Origin of the sequence: Fontibacillus phaseoli, assembly GCF_003337355.1 — a bacterium.
Classification (GTDB): Bacteria; Bacillota; Bacilli; order Paenibacillales; family Paenibacillaceae; genus Fontibacillus; species Fontibacillus phaseoli.
On sequence record NZ_QPJW01000003.1, the window covers coordinates 453,832 to 474,701 of the forward strand.

Annotated in this window: 19 protein-coding genes and 1 riboswitch; of the genes, 1 reads left to right on the top strand and 18 read right to left on the bottom strand. The window is 53.0% G+C overall.

The genetic code is table 11. The features are described from left to right. Positions 1 to 98 precede the first annotated feature (98 nt). Positions 99 to 851, top strand: a complete 753-nt coding sequence (locus DFP94_RS12115; protein WP_245954752.1) for an SGNH/GDSL hydrolase family protein — start codon at positions 99 to 101, stop codon at positions 849 to 851. 108 nt (positions 852 to 959) lie between these two features. Here DFP94_RS12115 and DFP94_RS12120 read toward each other — a convergent pair whose 3' ends face one another. From DFP94_RS12120 to DFP94_RS12200, 18 genes are all read right to left on the bottom strand, one after another. Next, positions 960 to 2,504 carry a helix-turn-helix domain-containing protein gene (locus DFP94_RS12120; RefSeq protein ID WP_181873123.1) on the bottom strand — a complete coding sequence of 515 codons (1,545 nt, stop codon included), beginning with the start codon at positions 2,502 to 2,504 and terminating at the stop codon, positions 960 to 962. Between the two features lie 120 nt (positions 2,505 to 2,624). Further along, on the bottom strand, positions 2,625 to 3,248 hold the full coding sequence (locus tag DFP94_RS12125; protein WP_114496725.1) for a nitroreductase family protein: 624 nt from the start codon (positions 3,246 to 3,248) through the stop codon (positions 2,625 to 2,627). Between the two features lie 11 nt (positions 3,249 to 3,259). Beyond that, positions 3,260 to 4,249 (bottom strand): FecCD family ABC transporter permease, encoded by a 990-nt coding sequence (locus DFP94_RS12130; protein WP_114496726.1) that lies wholly within the window; start codon positions 4,247 to 4,249, stop codon positions 3,260 to 3,262. After that, the gene (locus tag DFP94_RS12135) at positions 4,246 to 5,256 is read right to left on the bottom strand and encodes a FecCD family ABC transporter permease (RefSeq protein WP_114496727.1); all 1,011 of its coding nucleotides are present in this window, start codon (positions 5,254 to 5,256) and stop codon (positions 4,246 to 4,248) included. Before DFP94_RS12135 ends, DFP94_RS12130 begins: the two co-directional genes overlap by 4 nt. A 24-nt stretch (positions 5,257 to 5,280) precedes the next feature. Then, the gene (locus DFP94_RS12140; RefSeq protein WP_114496728.1) at positions 5,281 to 6,300 is read right to left on the bottom strand and encodes an ABC transporter substrate-binding protein; all 1,020 of its coding nucleotides are present in this window, start codon (positions 6,298 to 6,300) and stop codon (positions 5,281 to 5,283) included. A gap of 206 nt (positions 6,301 to 6,506) precedes the next feature. Next, positions 6,507 to 7,004 (bottom strand): CYTH domain-containing protein, encoded by a 498-nt coding sequence (locus DFP94_RS12145; RefSeq protein ID WP_114496729.1) that lies wholly within the window; start codon positions 7,002 to 7,004, stop codon positions 6,507 to 6,509. A gap of 98 nt (positions 7,005 to 7,102) precedes the next feature. Beyond that, positions 7,103 to 8,239 carry a response regulator gene (locus DFP94_RS12150; RefSeq protein WP_245954753.1) on the bottom strand — a complete coding sequence of 379 codons (1,137 nt, stop codon included), beginning with the start codon at positions 8,237 to 8,239 and terminating at the stop codon, positions 7,103 to 7,105. Then, the gene (locus DFP94_RS12155; protein WP_114496730.1) at positions 8,236 to 11,319 is read right to left on the bottom strand and encodes a hybrid sensor histidine kinase/response regulator; all 3,084 of its coding nucleotides are present in this window, start codon (positions 11,317 to 11,319) and stop codon (positions 8,236 to 8,238) included. The genes DFP94_RS12150 and DFP94_RS12155 overlap by 4 nt, the downstream gene beginning before the upstream one ends. Before the next feature lie 278 nt (positions 11,320 to 11,597). Beyond that, complete coding sequence (locus DFP94_RS12160) at positions 11,598 to 12,431, bottom strand: hypothetical protein (RefSeq protein WP_114496731.1); 834 nt, start codon at positions 12,429 to 12,431, stop codon at positions 11,598 to 11,600. Positions 12,432 to 12,536: 105 nt separating this feature from the next. Beyond that, on the bottom strand, positions 12,537 to 14,417 hold the full coding sequence (gene htpG, locus DFP94_RS12165) for a molecular chaperone HtpG (RefSeq protein WP_114496732.1): 1,881 nt from the start codon (positions 14,415 to 14,417) through the stop codon (positions 12,537 to 12,539). Positions 14,418 to 15,107: 690 nt separating this feature from the next. Next, positions 15,108 to 15,344, bottom strand: coding sequence for a hypothetical protein (locus tag DFP94_RS12170; RefSeq protein ID WP_114496733.1), 237 nt, complete (start codon positions 15,342 to 15,344; stop codon positions 15,108 to 15,110). 739 nt (positions 15,345 to 16,083) lie between these two features. Further along, complete coding sequence (gene thiE / locus DFP94_RS12175; RefSeq protein WP_114496734.1) at positions 16,084 to 16,767, bottom strand: thiamine phosphate synthase; 684 nt, start codon at positions 16,765 to 16,767, stop codon at positions 16,084 to 16,086. Then, the gene (gene thiD, locus DFP94_RS12180; protein ID WP_114496735.1) at positions 16,764 to 17,699 is read right to left on the bottom strand and encodes a bifunctional hydroxymethylpyrimidine kinase/phosphomethylpyrimidine kinase; all 936 of its coding nucleotides are present in this window, start codon (positions 17,697 to 17,699) and stop codon (positions 16,764 to 16,766) included. The genes thiE and thiD overlap by 4 nt, the downstream gene beginning before the upstream one ends. Beyond that, positions 17,696 to 18,544, bottom strand: a complete 849-nt coding sequence (thiM, locus tag DFP94_RS12185; protein ID WP_147273852.1) for a hydroxyethylthiazole kinase — start codon at positions 18,542 to 18,544, stop codon at positions 17,696 to 17,698. Before thiM ends, thiD begins: the two co-directional genes overlap by 4 nt. A gap of 60 nt (positions 18,545 to 18,604) precedes the next feature. Further along, positions 18,605 to 19,291: a thiaminase II gene (gene tenA / locus DFP94_RS12190; protein WP_114496737.1), complete on the bottom strand. Its 687-nt coding sequence runs from the start codon at positions 19,289 to 19,291 to the stop codon at positions 18,605 to 18,607. A 228-nt stretch (positions 19,292 to 19,519) separates the two neighbouring features. Beyond that, positions 19,520 to 19,623, bottom strand: a riboswitch (TPP riboswitch). 96 nt (positions 19,624 to 19,719) lie between these two features. Then, positions 19,720 to 19,953: a Rossmann-fold NAD(P)-binding domain-containing protein gene (locus tag DFP94_RS26035; RefSeq protein WP_245954755.1), complete on the bottom strand. Its 234-nt coding sequence runs from the start codon at positions 19,951 to 19,953 to the stop codon at positions 19,720 to 19,722. Positions 19,954 to 20,004: 51 nt separating this feature from the next. After that, a complete protein-coding gene (locus DFP94_RS26040) occupies positions 20,005 to 20,418 on the bottom strand; it encodes an SDR family NAD(P)-dependent oxidoreductase (protein ID WP_245954756.1) in 414 nt (137 codons plus the stop codon). After that, the gene (locus tag DFP94_RS12200; RefSeq protein WP_114496738.1) at positions 20,415 to 20,870 is read right to left on the bottom strand and encodes a VOC family protein; all 456 of its coding nucleotides are present in this window, start codon (positions 20,868 to 20,870) and stop codon (positions 20,415 to 20,417) included. Before DFP94_RS12200 ends, DFP94_RS26040 begins: the two co-directional genes overlap by 4 nt.

The following is a 20,870-nucleotide window of genomic DNA, read 5'->3' on the forward strand; positions in this document are numbered from 1 at the left end:
CGGTCAGTAACTCCCGGCTCAGTATTACGCTTGCGTTTCAGCCATCAATTAAACTAAAATAAATGTATACGATAGCTTAATGGAATGAGGTGATCCAAGTGAACTGGGAAAATCAGGAATTAAGTAATGCGTCAGCAAAATACATGATCTCGGGAGACTCGATTTCCAAGGGAGTCATTCTTGACGAAGTAAGGAATAAATATGTGCTTTTAGAGGACAATTACGTTTCGCTTCTGCAGGATAAACTAAAGGGAGCGGTTCGAAATACAGCCAGATTCGGCAACACCTTGATCAAAGGAATGTCCAACCTGAAAAAAGACGTCCTTAAAGATAAACCGAACATCGTGTTGATCGAATACGGCGGCAATGACTGCGATTTCAACTGGAATGAAATTGCCGATAATCCCGATGGGGAGCACAGCCCCAAGACGGATTTCAATATGTTCGAAAAGATGCTAACCGAAGCGATTCACTTTCTGAAAAGCCAGCAGATCACTCCGGTCTTGATGAGTCTGCCGCCTTTGAATGCGGATAACTATTTCAAATGGGTCAGCAAAAACAATCCGGAGGCGGAGAAGAACATCCTAAAATGGCTCGGCAGCGTCACGAAAATTTATTGGTGGCAGGAACGTTACAATTCCACCATCCTGAAAGTATCGGAAATGACGAAGACAAAGTACATAGATGTACGGGGGGCTTTTCTGGAGCATCCCGATTACACGAAATTCCTTTGCTCCGACGGCATCCATCCGAATCAGGCCGGCCATAGGATCATTTGCGAAAAAGTGCTGGAATTCGTGAAAAATAACTATCAGCACTTGTTGCGTGATCATCATGGCGGACTTGCGTAATAAATCCAACTGCGGAACTTTCCAAAATTCAAAACCCGGCCGGTTCAAATACGAACCTCGCCGGGTTTTCTTATGGAATGCCTACCCTTGCCTTACATGGCAAGGAGCTTACATATCCAGCAAATCATCGATAATCTCTTCGCGGCCGACCGGGGACCAGCTCATGCCGATCCAATTGGGGATGATCCGGGTCCGGTTATTCCGGACCGCCTGGCTGTTTTTCCAGACACCGCTCTCCAGTACGCGGTCAAACACCCGCTCCTCCTCCATCAGCACTTTATGTTTATAAATGAATAAGTAGTCGCTCTCCAGCACGGGCAGATTGTGAAGCGGGTACTCGAAATTCTGTTCACCCAGAGGCACGCAGCTTCCGGGCTTCAATCCCAGTTCGGCGTACAGCAGTTCGTTCAGCGGGTGATTGACGCAGCCTTGGATCCGAATTTTCCGGTTATACAGCCGCAGCAGCGACACGGAGTCGTTACCGATAAGCTCCGTCAGCTCTTGCCGGGCATCAGCGGCTTTACGTTCCAGCCGGCGGCAGTTCTGCTCCGCTTCGTCCTCGCGCCCTACCAATTCGGCAATGATCCGGTGGTTTTTCCTCCAATCCAAGGTGAAATCCAGGAAGACGGCGGGCGCGATCTCTTTCAAGGCGGCCTGAAAATGGCGGTGCCGGTGATCCCCGATAATCAAATCCGGAGTCTCGCTCCGAAGCTCGCTTAACTGCCGCGCAATCCACTTGTGGCTGAACTCCTCGCTCTGGTCGGGATATCTGGCCCCGTTCATGACATAAACCGCCCCGGTTCCCAAGGAACGCAAATTTTCCTGGTAGTGGTAACAGGACGCGACGGCGACGCGCAATTCCTTGCGCTTCATGTAAATCGTCGGTGACACCCCTACCTCCCGCTTAAACAGGCGGCTGAAATAAAACTCGTTCCCAAAGCCGGACTCCCCCGCCGCTTCCTTCACGGAAACGTTCGGACGGGACAGCAGCTTTTTCGCGTGGGCGAGGCGGATGTGGCTCAGATACTCCACGGGGGTGAGGCCCTTCTCTCGCTTAAAGCTTCTGGAGTAAGAACTGGGCGTAAGCCCGGCGATATTAGCCAAAGTGTCAAGAGCCACCTTAGACCGAAAATACCGATGCATATAGCCGATACTCTCTTCCAGCCCGCTGTCCCCGGAAGTATCTTTGTTCACCCGTGGCAGATTCAGCGCATCGTAAATCAGGCTTTGGCCCCGCAATTGAAATTCCTCCCGCCCGACGCCGGGTTCCCGGCTATCCTCATATAACCGGCACAACTCCTCGAAGAATGGTCGTACCGGATCAAGATCCAGCTTGCCGGGCGCCTCCCGGAAGTTGCCCAAATTTCCCGAGTCCGCCAGCCAGCGCTTTCCGTACCTTTGAAGTTGCAATGGCCGGATCAGCATCAACTGGTATTGCAGGATACCAGACTCCAGGTTCAGCTCCAGAGACAAGCCCGGCGTCAAAAAGTAACAAGCTCCCCGCCCGATTTTCTCGATCCTGCCGTCAATATTCACCCATCCGCTACCCTCCGTGACCAAACACAGCATATAAACCGGAATGATGATGCTTTGGCCGGAGGCCGGGACATGCTTCGGGCAGGTTCTTTTATGAATCGAGGAAAATAACAACATAGGCCATCCGTGTGACCCCGGCTGTCGATTCCTGAGTTTCGATGTCGATGACATATCCAAGACCTCCAGGTCAAAAAAAATCATTGATAATGATTATCAATGATTTTAAAGGATTTTGCATCATTTGGAAAGCGGAAAATGGTCCAAGACCGTCAGTCTGCTTTCCGCCGCCTCCCGTGGCCTTGCCGGAGGAACGGCCTCCGCGTACCCCGCCAGCAGGACGCCTATCACTTTTTCACCCGGCTGAATCCCCAGGTCCGAGCGAAAACGCGGGTCATGGATGTAAGGATTGGTTTTCCATACGACCCCAAGCCCCTGCTCCCAGGCAGCCAGTTGAAAATTCTGGATCAGGCAGCACACGGCACCAAAGTCCTCTTCCCGTTGTTTCGGCCGGGGATCCTCCTGCTGCAGAACGATAAGCTGGGCCGGAACGCCGGCCAAATAGGCGTGTCTCTGGGCTCCGACCTTTTCCCGCTCCTCGGCGGTGTAGGTTCGGAGGACGGCATCCGCAAATGCCGTCCGTGCTTCATCCATGACCAGTATGAACCGCCAAGGTTGCCGGTTCCCATGATTGGGTGCCCATACGGCTACGTTCAGCAGATCGATGATCTCCTCGCGCTTCACCGGATCCGGTTTGAATACCCGGACCGAGCGGCGCGCCATAATCAATTCCGCCACGGGCCGCTTCTTCGGGTCTAATCCCTGTTTTCCTTCACAGACTTCGATGTCTTTTGCTTGAACCATGCCATCCCCTCCTATTGATTTCTGCCCGCATAAAGCAAATAAATGAAGAACGGAGCGCCGATTGCTGCCGTAAATACCCCTGCCGGCACATCCAACGGCAGGAACAGCGTCCTGCCCGCCAAATCGGCCAGCATAACAATCAGGGCGCCCAGCAGCGCGGATACCGGCAGCACCCGCCCGAAATCGGCGCCGACGATTTTGCGGGCCATGTGCGGCGCGAGCAGGCCGACGAAGCCGATCGCCCCGGCGACCGATACCGCCGAACCGGCCAAAGCGACGCTGAGAAGAATCTGAAGCAATCGGGTCAGTTGCACCCGGCTCCCGCTGCTGGTGGCGATATCGTCGCCCAATTGCGAAATATTGACATGACGCCTCAGCAGCATGGACAGCGGCAGCAAAAGGACGGTCCACGGTAACAGCAGCAAGACATGCTGCCAGTTCGCCCCGTAGACGGAACCCGTCAGCCAGGTGTACGCCTGCCCTGCATCATTGCGCGGATTAAAGACGATCATCATCGTCGTGGCCGCCGACATCAGAGACGACATCCCCACGCCGATAAGGATCAGGCGGAACGGGGTCACTCCCTTTTTCCAGGCGAATACGTAGAGGACGAATGCGGCGGCTGCCGCTCCGGCCAGAGCGGATACCGGCAGCCAGCGAATGCCGATTACGCCGACTCCATAGGTCAAGAACGCGACCGCTGCCGCCGAAGCTCCGCCCGTGATCCCCAGAATTTCAGGCGATGCCATCGGATTACGGGCTACCGCTTGCAGCAAGGTCCCGGCAGCCGCCAGGGAAGCTCCGGCCAGCATGGCGATCAGCAGCCGAGGCAGCCGTAATTTCTGCACAATCATGGCATCCGCCTCCGGACCGGCCCCGGTCAGGCTGCGCAGCACGTTTCCGGGGGAGATGAATGTATCCCCCAGGCAAGCGCTGGCCAGAGCGGCGATAACGAGGCAGGCGAACAGCGTGCAGCCCGAAATCCATCTTCTCTTGTTCATGATTTGCCAATCCCTCTCCGGGCAAGGTACATAAAGAACGGAGCGCCGATGACCGCGGTCATGACGCCGACCGGCATTTCCTCGGGAATCATGATGTAACGAGCCGCGATATCGGCTAGCAGAAGCAGTACCGCTCCCAGCACACCGCAATAAGGAATCAACCATCGATGATCGATACCGGCGATGTGCCGGGCAACATGCGGCACGACGATGCCGATAAAACCGATCGGACCGGCAATGGAGACCGAGCCCCCGGCCAATACGACCACGATCGCCCCCATCCCGATTTTCAAGGCGGCGGTCCTCTGCCCTAATCCTTTGGCGGTGTCCTCGCCCATAAGCAGCACGTTCATGCTTTTGCCGAGCATCCAGGCCACCGCCCAGCAGAGCATCATATACGGGGCCACGGTAGCCAGCAGCTCGGGAGAGCGGCCCGCGATCGTGCCGGTAAGCCAGAACAGCACGGTGCTCAGCCCTTGCTTATCCAACGCCAAAATCCCCTGCGTGAACGAAGAGAACAGCGCGGTCAATGCCGCCCCGGCCAGCACGATCTTGAGTGGGGTCAATCCTTCCCGACCGGCGGAACCGAGAACGTATACGGTAACGGTAGCCGCCGCTGCGCCCACGAAAGACGCCCACATTAGAACAGGAAGGCTGGACACGGAGAACAGGACCGCCGCGCCGACGACAAAGAATCCGGCCCCGGCATTGACGCCCAACACGCTGGGCGAAGCAAGCGGGTTGCGGGTCAGCGTCTGCATCAGCGCCCCGGCTACGGCCAGGCTGGCGCCGATGACGGCAGCGATCAGAGCCCTTGGTACCCGGGTCGTGCGAATGATGATCTGCTCCGTGATGCCGGCGTCATAATGGAACAGGGAATCCCAAGCGGTACCGAAGCTGTAATTCGTAGCCCCCAGCATAATGCTACCCAGCATGGCCGAAAGCAGCGCCGCGATTCCCAAGCCCAAGCCTGCTGCCCTCCATCCTCGCATAGCCTCCATCTTCATGGTTGCACTCTCTCCGGTCATCATTTATTTGATATCGAAATAGGCGTACACATCATCGAGCATGGAATTGGCCGCCAACACTCCGCCGCTCAAGTTCCAGGTAATGACATCGACCTCGATATGCTTCCCGTTTTTCACGCCGTTCAGGGTGCTCCACAACGGATGGGAAGTCCAGTCGTTTCTTGTGTTTTCTGTGCTGGGATCATCCGGACTGATGCGTGTAATGTCAAAAATATAATCCCCGTCCAACTGAGCCATCTGCTCCTTGGAAGTCAGATTGACCACCGCCTTGCCCTCAACCCGTTGGGCTTCAGGCCGGCCGATGCCCAGCTCCTGGAAGATGGTTCCGGCAAACCCTGTGACATAGAATCGCGCGCTCCCGTCCTTTTCGAACCGGACGATTGATACCTCCGTATCCTTTAGGCTATCCCCGGCCTTCGTCTTGAAATCCGCCACCCTGTCATCCCAGTCAGCGATAAGCTTCGCCGCCTCCTCATCCATGTACAACGCTTTGGCCCCGATCTCCAAATTGTCCTTCCAGTCAAATATCTCTTCCGTAATCAGCGTCGGCGCAATGTCTTTCAATTGCGGATAAATTTTCTCATGCCGCGTTTTCGTACCGATGATCAAGTCTGGCTTCAAGGCCACGATCGCTTCCAGGTTCGGCTGGTTTTCCTCGCCTAGATCTTTCACACCCTCCATTTTGTCCCGTAAAAACTCGTACCAAGGCTTTTGCTCCCACGATTCGACCGCGCCTACCGGTTTGACTTCAAGAGCAGCCGTGATGTCCACCATTCCGTTAAACAGAACTACGACCCGCTCCGGCTTTTTCTCCAGCGTCACCGTTCCCAGGGCATGCTCAATCGTTCTCGGGCCCTGACCGCCATCTCCTCCGGTCGCTTCGCCCTCGGCAGCCTGAACGGACTTCGCCGTATTGCCTCCTTCCGTTCCCCGGTTTTCCGTTCCCGCGCTATTTGAATTGGCAGTGCAACCTGCTACGGCCAGTGCCAAAATCAACGCCATGATCATGTTGAAGCTTTTCATTTCTTGACCTCCCGCTAAGGTTTATTGATAATGATTATCGATATCAATATATACTCCAGGAATGAGATTGTACATGACCGATTTTGTCCCATTCCATCACCGATTTTGTCATTAATATCATTAAAAAAGCCCGCCCCCTACCGGGAACGGACTTTCTTGCGGCTCATTTTTTTGACCCTTGATTTGCTAGGCTTTGCTTCGCACCTTCACCACTTGCTTTGAAGGTCCCGCCAAACTTTCTTGTTGCTGTATTGTTTGTCCGTGCTGATATCCGGTCCGAACCATCCTGGCGGGTCAAAATTCAGGGCTTCCTCTTCCGAACCGAATTCCACTTCCAGCACCAGCATGTTGATTTGACGGTAATCGTCGATTTCGATCGAGACGCCATTCCAGCTTGCCGTGATCCGTTTTTTAACCAGCGGCACTGCGCGGCGGATATGGATCATTTGCTCGTATAGTCCAGCCGATATATCATACTCCACTTCCTCACGGGCCAAACCGAATCCCCGCTTGAAAGTATGAGTATACTTCAATTCCCCGGTGGCAAGATCTTTGATTTTGCGGACCCGCAGTTCCTGTTCGCCGTCAAGTGCCAAATAGGTCTGGTCAATAACTTGTTCTCGAGTAATGAGAACAGCGCCTTCTTCAATCAGCGCTTTCGGATATTCCGGAAGCAAAAATTTCCGTTCAATTTCAAGCGGCATGCTATTCATTCTCCTTGCTGATGGTTTCTTATCCCAGTGTATCATAGCGGGCATGGGCAGGCGAACGGTTAGGCGCGCTATTTTCGCGGATTCCATCGCTAGTAAGACATCAAGTTTTTGTACAACTGCGCCGTCTGATCCTCCGGGGACGTATCCAATTCTTCCCTGAGAAATAAAACGAAAGCCTCATAATAGCGGACTAGCGAAGCGTAATTGCCCGAGCTCGCATAAAGCGCTATAAGCATCCGGCACAATTCCTCGGAGAACGGTTCAAGGAGAATCAACGCCTCCATCCGCTGTATTGCCCGCAGTTCTTTCCCCGTTTTCCGTTCATATTCCACGGAGAGAAGACTGGCTTTGATAAACTTCAGACGCAGCTCCTCCGCAAGCGGCTTTGCCCAAAAATAATCATGTTCCTCCAGATAATCCCCACGGTACAAAGACAATGCACGATCCAGGCTCTCCCATTCCCGAAGGGTGACAACTTCTTGCCTGCCCGCAACCTGCTGGAACAAGTCAACGTCTGTCTGCACGTTGCCCATGACAAGCCGGTAACTGTCGTAAGCATAGTCCACCCGTATTCCGCTGCCTCTGGACTTCAGTATTTTCCTTACTTGATAGACCGAGGTATGAAGCTGGGTCACCGCTTTGTCGACCGGAAGCTCGGGCCACAGGGTTCGCAGGATGATTTCCTTGGTCACCCGCTTATTCCGATGGTGCACCAGAAAGGCGAACATTTCCTGAGCCTTCTGGGTTCTCCATTTGATCTCGCCGCCCGCCCCCTGGTTCTCGTTCCAGGACAATTGCTTAAAACAAAGAATCATCGGTTCTTTGGAATCCTTCTCTTGAACGGCGCTTTTTTGAAGCAAGAGCTGCGCTTCGAGCCGATTGACCGTCTTGGCTAAACGTTCCGGCTCCACCGGTTTGAGCAAATAATCCAGCGCGTTTCGTTCGAACGCCTCCACCGCGTAATGGTTATACGCCGTTACGTACACAATCAACACATCCGGATCGATCATCCTTAACCGTTCCGCCGCCTCCAGGCCATTCATTTCGGGCATCTCGATATCCAAAAAGATCACTTCGGCTTTCTCAGCCTCCAAATGTTCCATAGCGGATTGAGCCTGTGTGTACTTGCCCGCAACCCGGACGCGCCCGTCGGCCTCGATCAGCCGTTCCAACTGCATCAGCGCCGGATTTTCATCATCGATCAATATCGCCTTCAATCCCGTCACTCCCCATCTCCGGCTGACCGCCTGTAGCTTTCCTTCATCTTTTTTACCCCGAATCGAACCTGGGTCCCCATCTCTTCGCGGCTTTCAATGGTCAGACCCTCTCCGTATAAAGTGAGCAGCCGGGTGTGAATATTTCGCAATCCCACGCCTCCGTGACCGCTGGTCCCCGATAACAGGGAATCGATCACATCAGGCGGGATTCCCACACCGTTATCCCGGACAGTGACGCAAATGAGGTCCCCCTCCTCCCGGATCGAGAGATGGACCAGACCACCGCCTTGCTTTTGCATGATGCCGTGCCTCACCGCGTTTTCCACAATCGGCTGGATGCTGAGCGGGGGAATCAGCAACGTCATATCGGCCGTAAGCTCCAGCCTTACTTCAAGGCGCTCTTGAAACCGAGCTTGCTCCAAACGTAAATAAGATTGTACTAAAGTCATCTCTTTTTCCAGCGTGACCAGTTGATCCCTGTTTTGAAAATCGAAGCTGCCGCGCAAATATCGGCTTAACTCAAACAGAAGCCGTGAAGCGGCATCCGGATCGGAAGGAAGAAAGGATAGGACTGTATTTAAGGCATTGAACAAAAAATGAGGCTTGATCTGTGCCTGTAAAAAGGCCATTTCCGACGATATCGCCGTCTGAACCGATTTGCGCAATTCCAGCAAAGTACGGACCCTTGCCCTTAATTCGTTGGCATCGACCGGTTTCCGCAGAAAATCGTTCACTCCGGCTTGAAAGCCGATTTGAACGTCCTCCGGCAAACTTCTTGAAGTCAGGAGCAGCACGGGCAGTTCAAACAACGAGTATCGGCTGCGAATTTCCCTGCACAATTCCACCCCCGTCATGCCAGGCATCATCCAGTCCGCGATGACCAGATCAACCCGTCTTCCGTTGCGCAGCTGTTCCAACGCTTCGGTCCCGTTGTAGGCCTCGATTAAGGAATAGTTCTCTATGGATAATAAATGGTGTAGCACCTTCTGGTTCATCGGATCATCATCGACCGTCAGAATGATGAACTGTTCCCCTTTAGGTTCTCCTTCATGAAACTCACTCTGTTCTGCCGCTATAACTTCGCTAATCCGATCCGGGACACTTTGAACCGGAGGCCGGGCAGCCGGAATCGAAGGGAGCGTAAAATAAAACACCGAACCCCGGCCAAGCTCGGATTCCGCCCAAATTGTGCCGCCCCCGAGTTCCACGAGCTTCTTGGATATGCCAAGGCCAAGGCCCCTGTCTTCATGGCCTGCGGCGGTCTCATCGAACGATTTGAAAATATCGTCAAGCCGTTCTTTGGCGATGCCGATTCCCGTATCTTCCACGGAGATGGTGACTTGCCCGTTTGCGGCAGACGCGCTGACCCGGATAATCCCCTGATCGGTAAATTTAACGGCATTCCCGAGCAAATTGTACAAAATTTGATGGAGTCTGTCCTCGTCCGTATCCAGCCACGGCAAATTGTCCGGCCAATTGTGCTCAAACACGATATTTTTGGATCCCGATAAAAGAAAAATAACTTCCATGACCGATCGGGTTACCGCCTTCAGATCGACGGGCTCACGCCTGAGCGCTATGTCCTCGTGTTTGAGCTTCACAAAATCAAGAATATCGTTTATTTGCACCGAGAGACGTTTCCCGGCCGTAACGATCATCGACAGATCGTTGGCTTGCTCCGGATTTACTTTGCCTGACGTCCCTTCGAGCAGGGATTGCGCTATATTGATCATGCCGTGCAGAGGCGTCCGGAGCTCGCGCGAGGTATTCGCCATAAATTCATCTTTAAGGCCGTCCACGATCAGCAGTTTTCGGGATAAGCTTTCCACTTCGGCAAAAGATCTGTCAAATCTCCGGGCAATCAGCAGCGCTTGCGTGATCACGAACATAAGCATCAGACTGGGAACAAACGCCAGGCTCTCATAACCGAACAAGCTAAATAAATAAGCCGCAATCGTCAGCAGCAGGCTCATCACGCCGACGAGGAAGAAAACCATGTCTTCGTGCCGCTCCATAATGCTCCGGAACAGAACGTACGAGGTATAAACGATACCGGTTATGGAAAACAAGAGTATGGCCGGCTCCAGCCGAGAAAACAGAACCGGGGGAAGAATTATCGCAGTGGCGACAGTCAAAACGGTAATCCCATTACATAACCGCATGGCTATTTTATGTACCGCATTCGGAATGACGGCAGCAACATAGTGCAGCAGGAAAAAATAAATGAAGGCCGAAATAAACATTTGCATTTTCAAAAACCATGCATAAGGCAGGTCGGGCAAGAACATCGACAATACCTTTTCCCCATGGGTCAACACATGCATCATGGCGGCAATGCAAAATAGCGCCAAATAAAGCAATGAAGACTCCCTTCGGAGCCAATACAGGCCTGCGAAAAACAAGGCTGGAATAAGGAATCCCGCCAATGTGATCCAGTCGGATAACAGCGCACGATCCCTTTCGCTCATCAAGGCATGCTGATCCCCGAACAGGATCGGGGTAAACACGCCGCCGGATGAGTATATATGGTTGGAGACCTGAACAAGGATTTGTATTTCGTCCCCTGAAACGGCGGCGAACCCGGCGTAAGGAATGTTGTTTGGGCGTTCCTCACTTGTGGAGCGTCCCGTCACTCCGCTGGCCCCTACCTCTTGTCCATTCATAAAAATACGGTTCGCCGTCCGAATATTCTCGGTATGAATCCCGTAAAGCTTACTCTCTTCTCCGGCAACCTTGACCTTCAACCGGAACGTTGCGTAGCCTTCGGCGGATGGCCTGCCGTCCGGGCTTATGTATTTATTCCATTTTCCCGGCAAAGTAAATATTCCGGTGAGCTGCGGCGAGTCATCCTCAGGCGTAGCAGCCGCGGCGAAATCCTCCGGAGTCAGCAGCTGATTGCGATAAAATTCCCATTCCCCGTCCAGCTTGACCACACCGTCTTCGTCAAAGTTCCAACTACTGAGGTCGAGCCACCCGCGACTCGCCTCAGGCTGGGAAGTAAAGGCATATTCTTGCACTACCCTGTAAACCGGGAGCAAAAAAATCAGCAGGGTCGCCCCTATGATAAATACAAGCCATTTTTTGTTCATTCCTTTTCGCTCCCATGTCTTTCTAGGTGTCGCTTGCTTGCAAGGGATTTCAATTTCAGACGTTGAGGTCCTGTAAAAAAGATATAGCCTTATTCAGGAAAAGTAAATCCGTTTTCGAAGAATTTAACGGTTATTTATTTCACATGGCATTCAGCGTATTTTCGGCTCCGGTTCATGTCCGCCAGTTTATTCATCTTTCTTCTGCTGACCGGCAACGAAGCAAAAAAAGCCGGTCCGATATCATCGAGATGATTTCGGATCGGCTTTACATTTTGTCTTTATTCCGTGCCCTTGGTGCTCGTGAACGTCCCGGGGCTTATGCTGATGTAACTCGCCAACTTGTCATTGCCGACTTTACTGACGTTAAACGACGCCACAAAATCGCTCTGCTGAATACCTTGGGACAGCATTTCGCTGCGATAGCTGATCATCACCTTGTCATTGCCTACCCTCATATCCAACTGCACGGAATCGGCAGGAATCATGTCGCTGATGGCGGAAAGAGCCCCTGCGACATCGCCGACAAACCCGTACTCGATCTTGTAGGCCCGCTTTGTAGGAGGATGCAAAGCCGCAATCACTGCACCTCTTTTAAATGACGCCTGCTTCTCGTCACCCGAGTTATATCCGAACTCGTCTTCCAACACGGAGAGCGTATCCCCAATGCCGCCCGAGGCCGTCAATTGCTCCGGCAAGGAAGAACTCTCCCCGGCAGGCTCCACCTCATCCGGAATTTCGTCGCTGATGATTTCGTCCGGCATATTGGGGCTATTCTCCGGTTCAGCCTCCCGTGACTCCAGTTCCGCCTTTTTTTCGGCGGATTTTTCAGCAATACCGGCAGGCTTGGCTGCGCCGGATAGCTTACTGGCCGACTGTGTTGGCTTGGTTTCCTCCACAGCCTCTCCCGTCGTGTGCTTCGCTTCACTGGCTTGTGCGGCTTTGTGTTCGCTGACGGCTTCAAGTCCGCCGAATAATAGAATGCAATAGCCGATACCCGCCATTACGGCGTAGACAGCAATACCGCCTTTTTTCTTTTTTTTCAAAGCGTAAACAAAAGCCGGAATACAAATCAAAAACAGCACTAGTCCTAAAATTGCTATGATGGCCCACATCGGTCACACGCTCCAACTCTCTCAAGTAATCTAAGTATGCAAAAAAATAACCCGTCATGGACAAGCCCGTGACGGGTTATTACTAATATAATCGTTTTGCGCGGCCTAGGCCATCACTTTGCAAATATTGTTCGTGAATTCTACCGGATCCTCGATCGGCAGGCCTTCGATCAACAGGGCTTGGTTATATAGCAGGCTGGTATACAGACCCAATTTATCCTTGTCGTTCTCGAACGCCTCTTTCAAGGATTTGAACACGTCATGATTCACGTTGATTTCAAGAACTTTGTCCGCCTTGACCTCCTGGCCGTTAGGCATAGCGTTCAGCACTTTTTCCATTTCGATCGAGACTTCGCCTTCAGCGGACAAGCAGACCGGATGGGTTTTAAGGCGTTTCGAAGCCTTAACCGATTTTACCTTGCCGGAGAGTAGCGAATTCATCGCTTCGAACAAATCCTTATTCGCGCTTTCAGCCTCTTTATCTTCTTGCTTGTCATCCTCGGACTCAATGCCAAGATCGCCGCTGGATACCGATTTGAATTCCTTCTCCTTATAGTTCAGGATCATCTTGATCGCAAATTCGTCGATATCGTCCGTAAAGTACAGAATTTCATAGCCTTTGTCGAGCACCATTTCGGTTTGCGGCAGTTTTTCCAGCCGATCCACGGATTCGCCGGACGCATAGTAAATATATTTCTGGTCTTCCGGCATTCTGGAGACGTATTCGTCCAGGGTAACCGGCTTTTTCTCTTTGGAAGAGGTAAACATCAGCAGGTCTTGCAATACTTCCTTGTTCATGCCGTAGTCATTGTAAACGCCGAATTTCAACTGCCGGCCGAACGCCTCGTAAAACTGCTCGTATTTCTCGCGATCGTCTTTAAGCAAGGTCTGCAGTTGGCTCTTGATCTTACTCTGGATGTTCTTCGCGATCAGTTTCAACTGACGGTCATGCTGCAGCATCTCACGCGAAATGTTCAGCGACAGGTCTTCCGAGTCGACCATCCCTTTAACGAAGCTGAAATAGTCCGGGAGCAAATCTCCGCACTTGTCCATGATCAACACGCCGTTGGAATAGAGCTCCAGCCCTTTTTCATATTCCTTGGTGTAGTAATCGAACGGCGTTCTTTCCGGAATGAACAGGATGGCATTGTAGACGACCGCCCCGTCCGCTTTGATATGGATATGCGATACCGGCTTGTCAAAACCGTAACGCTTCTCCATGTAGAAATTCTCGTAATCCTCATCCGTCAGTTCGCTTTTGTTTTTCCGCCAGATCGGCACCATGCTGTTGACGGTTTGCTCTTCGCGGAATTCTTCGAATTCCCCTTCGCTACCTTCCTTCGGGCGATGGGAGGTCACATCCATTTTGATCGGGTAACGGATAAAATCGGAATATTTCTTAACGATCGATTTCAGCCGGTACTCTTCCAAATACTCGTCATACTGGTCGTCCTCGGTGTTTTGCTTGATTGTCAAAATAATGTCCGTCCCGACGGTATCCTTATCGGCAACGTCTATCGTGTAGCCGTCCGCCCCGGTGGACTCCCATCTATAGGCCTCCTCGCTCCCCAATGCGCGGCTGATTACGGTCACCGTATCCGCCACCATGAAGGCGGAATAGAAGCCGACCCCGAATTGGCCGATGATGTTGTGGCCGTCCTTCGCCTCGTTCTCGTTCTTGAAGGCGAACGAGCCGCTGTTGGCAATAATGCCGAGGTTGTTTTCCAGGTCTTCCTTCGTCATGCCGATCCCCGTATCGGAAATGCTTAGTGTACGGTTCTCCTTGTCGACGGTCAGTTTGATGAAATAGTCGTCCTTATTAAAGGTGAGGTTCTCGTCCGTCAACGCCTTGTAATAGATTTTGTCGATGGCGTCGCTGCTGTTGGAAATGAGCTCTCTCAGGAAAATTTCCCTTTGCGTGTATATGGAGTTGATCATCATTTCCAGCAATCGTTTCGATTCCGCTTTAAACTGCTTCTTTGCCATGATTAGTTCTCCTTTCCTTAGCTAAACATTATATTAGCACTCTAACGCTCAGAGTGCTAATTCCATAATTCTATATTAATTATCCTGATTTTTGATGTCAATACAATATGACTCCGAACCTATAATTTCCCGTTGTGAGTTCCGCTTTTAATCATTGATTCAAGTTTTATATACTGTTCCCTAGCGATGGTCAGCCAGGTGATTTTCCGGCCCGGTTCCGCCGAAATGAAATGCTTCTGCTGGGTTCTCTGACCCCGTCGCAGGACTTCTGCACTAGTCGTACCTGGTTTTGAACGTTGGACTCCCTGTAGGTACGCAACACCCCGGAGGCGACCCGTTACGCCTCGTTGACGATTTGGCTTGTTCTCGATTCGATGTCCGGGTCCAGGTTTTTCAGCTTACTCTGTAAATCGTCTGACCGTGCCATATTCACGAGCAGGAGACCTTTTGAAGCGGAGGACAGCCCCTTGGCCACTTTGTTCTCGAAACTTTTAACCGAATACGCGGCTTGTTTGCCGAAATCCTTTATTTTTTCGTGATCAGTTTTGTCATGGTTTGTACGCCGGTTTTAAAAGCGTTGGCTTTCGTCGATCTCTATTCACCATAATCTTCCACATAGGGTGCCTTATGTAATTAGTAACCATATGCTTTTCTAGTTGGATTGGATCTCTACGGAATCATGCCTTCCCCTTACCACTCCGGATTAAAGTCAGGAAGCTGAAAAAATTCTCCGAACGGCGGGCAATGACCTGATCGAGGCAATCCTTGACCCGTTTCAATTCTTGATCCAGCAATTCGAAAAATTTGCAACTGGAAACTATCCTTCTGCGTATCCGCATCATACGATTCCTGCCCAAGCTTAAACAGGGCACCTCCCAGCAGCACCGTCCGGATGCCTTCGAATATTCGAACGACGATACTAAACATATTTTCACTCTCCCTTGTAGGATAAAATATGGTCTTCTATGGATGTGCCTATTTTTTGCTTTTCTGCTTCTGCTGCTGTTGTTGCAACTCCGAGCTTTTCTCGCAGCTTTAGCCCGCCGCCGGTCATCCGCAACCTGAACCTCGCGGGCCGTACACGGAATAGAGCTATTAACCAAATATACTACCCAAATTCCGATTCAATCTCTACCATCCATGGGATAAATCTCGAAAGATTTTTTATCAGCCGTATCTCCCTCCGTCCCGTCGTTAGAATGACGTTCCCTGGTGAAAACCGTAAAAAGTAAATCCGAAATAAAAGCGGAATCAGAAGCGGGGATGCTTCGAGTAACTACCAAATATTTGAAACGTGCTGTTGTACGGCTTGATGGGGCATGTGCTTGGCGCGACTAGTTATGCACGGCGGAAAACGGATGAGGGACGGTGTGGTCGAGTTCGATGGAAACATTAGCGGAGGAAGTCTAGCTAATGCTTAAATGCCTTGGAGTAACTTATGGTGATCTGGAGTAAACTCTAACGGACACAGCGGACCTTAATCTCGCGAAATTGGGGATTGAGAAAATCTAACGGACACAGGAGCCGTTAAAATGTAAAATCGGCGTCAAACAGGACTTCAGCGCTCCGTTAAGGGCTCTGATGTCCGTTAGATTTTGAGAACGCCGTTTTTCGGAACAATAAGGGCCCTCATGTCCGTTAGAGCAAAGTGGAGTCAGGCCAACGCTTAGCGTATGCCCACCTGTTCCCTGATCCGCTGCACCGCCGTGCGGATTTCCCCTGCGGGCATTGCGGTGACCGCCGAAATCACGGCGACTCCGTCCGCGCCCGCGCTGACAACTTCGCCGGCGAGCGCGGCGGTGATTCCGCCGATGCCGACCATGGGCAACGCGATCCCTTGGCCGCGCAATTCGCGGAGAATGCCCGGCCCCTGCACGGCATGGGCGTCGGCTTTGGATACGGTCGGATAGATCGGGCCGATGCCCAGATAATCCGCACCTTGCCGGTCCGCGAGCCGGACTTCTTCGGCGGTGTGGGCGGACACGCCTAACAGCCGGTCGCCGATTCTCGAGCGGGCCGTGTCCGCTGCTTCATCATCTTGTCCGATGTGGACCCCATCGGCCCCGATTTCCAGGGCCAGGTCCACATCGTCGTTGATGATGAAAGGAACTTCAGCCCGGCGGCAAGCTGCCTGCAGTTGGAGCGCCAGCGCCAGCCGGGCGTCTCCGGTGAGTGCGCCCGGTCCTTTTTCGCGGAACTGGACCAGGGTAACGCCGCCGGCCAAGGCCTCCTCCACCACGCGGAGCGGTTCCGCAAAGCAATTCACGCTGCCGATAACGAGATACATCCGTAACAATTCCCGCATTCTCGCAGGAGAGATTCTCCCGCTACTGCCATTCTCCCGACTCATCTTGCAGACACCGCCATTCTCCGGCGGTACGCCCAGTGATTGGTCGGGCCGTGCCCATGGCCCAAAGCCAGGACGTCCTCAATCGCCGCCTGAATGAAGTCCCGGGCGATTACAATCGCTTCCGGCGCAGGCAAGCCCTTGGCTAGACCCGCGGTTAGTGCGGCGGAAAAGGTACAGCCCGTTCCGTGCGTATGGACCGTGGGTATTCTCTTCCCGCTCAATTCCGTAAAGTTGCCGCCGTTATATATCAGATCAACGACCTCCATGTTGCCGCTATCTCCGCGCTCATAAATTCCTTCATGCCCATCATTCCCGGCTTTTTCACCATTAGCGCCATTCACGGTATTCACGGCATTCCCCACATTCCCGACACCCCCGTCGCCCCCGTCATGTCCGCCCTTGATCACGACCAGCTTCGGTCCCATAGCGCTGATGATTTTGGCAGCCTCCCTCCGGTCCTGCATCGTACGAATCGCCATCCCGGCCAATACTTCCGCCTCGGGGATATTCGGTGTGACTACCAGGGCCAAAGGAAGCAGCTCCTCTTTTAGCGCAAGGACCGCTTCCTGCCGCAACAATTCAGCGCCGCCTTTCGCAATCATCACCGGATCGACGACGACCCGCTCCCAGCCGAATTTTCTGATTTCGGCGGAAACGGCCCGGATGATGCCGGCGTCAAACAGCATCCCCGTCTTCACCGCATCGACGCCGAGGTCGGAGCCGACCGACCGGATTTGCTCAGCCGCCGCCTCCGGCGGCAGCGGGTAAACTCCGCTGACGCCGAGCGTATTCTGCACGGTCACTGCCGTAATGGCCGACATCCCGTAAACGTCCAGTTCCTGGAACGTTTTGAGGTCGGCCTGGATCCCGGCTCCGCCGCCGCTGTCCGATCCGGCGATCGTCAGCGCTTTTGAAATACGGAGGCCGGTCACGACAGGCCTCCTGCAGACACCGCCTGGATTTCCCGAACGGCGGCGTAGCCCTTCAGCGAATGCGGATGCAGCTTCGCCAGCTCGTCCAGGAAGGCGGTCTGGAAGCTGCCCGGCCCGAATGCAGCCGTTCGCTCGGCGGCGCGGGAAGCCGCCGTGCCGTAGAAGGCCAGCCCGGCCGTTCCGGCAAGCAGCAAATCCTGCTCGACCGCCGCAAAAGCGCCCAACACCGACGTCAACAGGCATCCCGTGCCGGTCACCTGGGTCAGCAGCGCGTCTCCGCCGCTGATCACCCGGCACAGCCTCCCGTCGGTGATGACATCTTCGCGCCCGGTAATAGCTACGACGGTTCCCAGTTCCTGCGCGGCCCGTACGGCCAGGCAGGCATTGTCGTAGCTCCCGCTTTCCCCGGCGTCCACACCCTTGATTTCCCGGGCTTCACCGACGAGATGGGCAATTTCAGCCGCATTGCCGCGCACCAGCGAAATCTTGACCTCCCGTAAAATCCGCAGCGCGGATTCCGTCCGGAACCGGATTGCTCCCGCTCCAACGGGATCGAGCAACACCGGTACCCCGTTTGCATTGGCGGAAAGCCCGGCAATCACCATCGTATCCACCAGTTCGCCGGTCAAAGTTCCGATATTCAGCACCAGGGCTCCCGCAACTTTGGCCATATCGGCAACCTCTTCGGGAGCATAGGCCATCACCGGCGAAGCGCCCAGCGCATAAAGCCCGTTTGCCGTAAAATTGGTTACGACCACATTGGTCATGTTGTGAACGAGCGGCTTTGCTTTTTGCATTTTCGTCAGGAGATAAGACAGCTCTTTTTCCAGCATACTCGTATTCATCTACCTCTCACTTGGTTTAAAATTGAGGATCGCCCTTGACTTCCACCAAAAAATCAGCGCTCACAGCACCGGGGCCTTCATCGGAACCGGCCATACCTCCTGCTTGTAAGCCATGTCCCAGAACATATATTCCAATTGACAGCTATGCATAAAATGATCCTTCATTCGCCCGCGTTCAGCAGCGGTAGCCGCGTCCGCCCACGCATCCACCTGCATCCGCATTTTTGCGGTAGCATCTCCTGCCTGATCTCCATAAAAAGAAATCCAGTCGCGGAACGGATGATAATCATCGGGTCGTACTTCCTCCATTAAGGTTTGGCCGATCTCCAGATACGTCCAGGGACACGGCAGCAGTACCGCCATAATTTCACCAAGGCTGCCTTCATGGGCCACCGTCAACATATGCCGAATGTAATGGTGCGCAGACGGAGCTAGCGGATAACCCTGCAATGCCTCGTATGTCACCCCGGCCGCCGTGCAGAAATTTTGATGCGGATGAACCTCGCTATGCAAAATAAAATGAATCTGCTCTTGAAAAATCGCGATATCCTCGCGCCGGGAACATTTTGAAATCGCAATACCGTAAATCCGCATATAGGCATTCAAATATTCATAATCCTGTTTGACGTAATGAATCAACTGTTCCCGGCCCAGCTTTCCTTCCGCGATGCCCCGTATAAAGGGATGTTCAAAGATAGCCTGGAACAAGCCGTCCGCCTCGCGGCGAAGCTCTTCAGAGAAACTCACCTTTTTCCACCTCCGAAAAAATGACGTTAAGAACCGAAAGTACCGCTAGCGGGACCGCGCGTCCCATTACCGCCCCATCCGTCCCCTTTGAACGTCGTCCCTCTTTCAACTACTTGCGCGGAGATTCATTAGTTTTACCATTCGGTACAAAAAGGCACCAAAAAAGCCGCCCCGGAAACGGAGCGGCTTCATCTGCGTGAACTAAGCAACCAATCTGCATGAAGATGTAAAAGGCCGGCTCCACTTTCCTACGCTAGTACGAACTAGATCAGGTTCAAAGGGTCCAAGATCGATTCTTGTCTCAGCCGAATACGGCTCCCCTAGTGGACTTTCTATTCTATTATTTATAACTGTACTCAGGTTTACAAGATCTGTCAAACGTTTTGAAGTTACAAGTCGTCGCGCGCATTTCCGTCACGCCCCGATTCTCAAAAAGGCATCGGATCGCCTTTATGGTCGATCATCCAAGCCTCCTGTGCTTCCATCTTTCCTTCCAGCAGATCCATGATGCCGCGCGCGGTATCCATCGGATTGCCCGGGGCCTGCGAACCGCCCATGTCCGTCTGGATCCAGCCCGGATGGAGGGCCAGGACCATGAAGCCTTGGGATGCCAGTCCGTTTCGAAGCTGGGCCGTAAAATAGTTGAGCGCGTTCTTGGACAACGCGTACGGATAGTCGCTCCCATAAGCGCTATGGAAGGAGCCCGCTTCGGACTACACGTTTATAATAGCAGGCCGGGCACTTCCATACATCAGCGGCAGAAAATACTTGGCCATTTTCATCGGCCCGTACAGATTCGTCCGCATCGTGCGGTCCATAGCCATGAAATCCAGCTCTTCGATGCGCTGATCACGGGCAAGCAAAATACCCGCATTATTGATCAGGACATCCAAGCCGTCCCAGGTTCTCCCGATTTGCTCTTTGGCAGTCATGATCGAGATTTCCTCGTTTACGTCCAATTCCAAAAGAATAAGCTGCCCCTGAGCCGAGGGAAGCAGTTCATCCAAGGCTTTCGCGCCTTCGTCCGGCGTCCTGACTCCCGCTGCCACCTCATGGCCTCGGCGCAGCGCTTCCTTTACGATCTCCAGTCCCAATCCCCGGTTAGCACCCGTCACGAGGATCTTCATTTGTTGTTCTCCAGCAGTTCGATCCAAAGCTTCAAATCGCGGGTGGCATCCAAATACGCATAACGGCCTCCGGGGTATTCTCCTTTTTGCGCCAGAGACATCCCGTGTTTCTCCAGCAGCATCACCTTTTCCTTCATACCGTCAACGACAAAAGCGATATGATGCGGTCCTTCTCCATGCTCGTTTAAATAATCGCGCCAAGTGCTAGGTTGGTCATCCGGTTCAATCAGTTCAATCTGCAACTGCCCGCAATCAAAGAAAGACAGCTTGGCACGACCGGGGGAGGGCTGCCCCATATATTCCGTCCGTGCAACTTCCACGGGATCGGTCCAGGACCAGGTGGGCTTCTCCACACCTAAAAATTCGGCATAGGCTTGCGAAACTGCCTCAATATCCTGCACAATAATTCCGATTTGCGTAATCATCCGCGTTCCGAGTATGCTTTGTCCCAT

Excerpts from the sequence above, each read along its gene's own strand:
- DFP94_RS12120 (WP_181873123.1), bottom strand. The coding sequence starts at position 2,504 with ATGTTGTTATTTTCCTCGATTCATAAAAGAACCTGCCCGAAGCATGTC.
- DFP94_RS12125 (WP_114496725.1), bottom strand. The coding sequence starts at position 3,248 with ATGGTTCAAGCAAAAGACATCGAAGTCTGTGAAGGAAAACAGGGATTA.
- DFP94_RS12130 (WP_114496726.1), bottom strand. The coding sequence starts at position 4,249 with ATGAACAAGAGAAGATGGATTTCGGGCTGCACGCTGTTCGCCTGCCTC.
- DFP94_RS12135 (WP_114496727.1), bottom strand. The coding sequence starts at position 5,256 with ATGAAGATGGAGGCTATGCGAGGATGGAGGGCAGCAGGCTTGGGCTTG.
- DFP94_RS12140 (WP_114496728.1), bottom strand. The coding sequence starts at position 6,300 with ATGAAAAGCTTCAACATGATCATGGCGTTGATTTTGGCACTGGCCGTA.
- DFP94_RS12145 (WP_114496729.1), bottom strand. The coding sequence starts at position 7,004 with ATGCCGCTTGAAATTGAACGGAAATTTTTGCTTCCGGAATATCCGAAA.
- DFP94_RS12155 (WP_114496730.1), bottom strand. The coding sequence starts at position 11,319 with ATGAACAAAAAATGGCTTGTATTTATCATAGGGGCGACCCTGCTGATT.
- DFP94_RS12160 (WP_114496731.1), bottom strand. The coding sequence starts at position 12,431 with ATGTGGGCCATCATAGCAATTTTAGGACTAGTGCTGTTTTTGATTTGT.
- htpG (WP_114496732.1), bottom strand. The coding sequence starts at position 14,417 with ATGGCAAAGAAGCAGTTTAAAGCGGAATCGAAACGATTGCTGGAAATG.
- DFP94_RS12170 (WP_114496733.1), bottom strand. The coding sequence starts at position 15,344 with ATGTTTAGTATCGTCGTTCGAATATTCGAAGGCATCCGGACGGTGCTG.
- thiE (WP_114496734.1), bottom strand. The coding sequence starts at position 16,767 with ATGAGTCGGGAGAATGGCAGTAGCGGGAGAATCTCTCCTGCGAGAATG.
- thiM (WP_147273852.1), bottom strand. The coding sequence starts at position 18,544 with ATGAATACGAGTATGCTGGAAAAAGAGCTGTCTTATCTCCTGACGAAA.
- DFP94_RS26040 (WP_245954756.1), bottom strand. The coding sequence starts at position 20,418 with ATGAAGATCCTCGTGACGGGTGCTAACCGGGGATTGGGACTGGAGATC.
- DFP94_RS12200 (WP_114496738.1), bottom strand. The coding sequence starts at position 20,870 with ATGGGACAAAGCATACTCGGAACGCGGATGATTACGCAAATCGGAATT.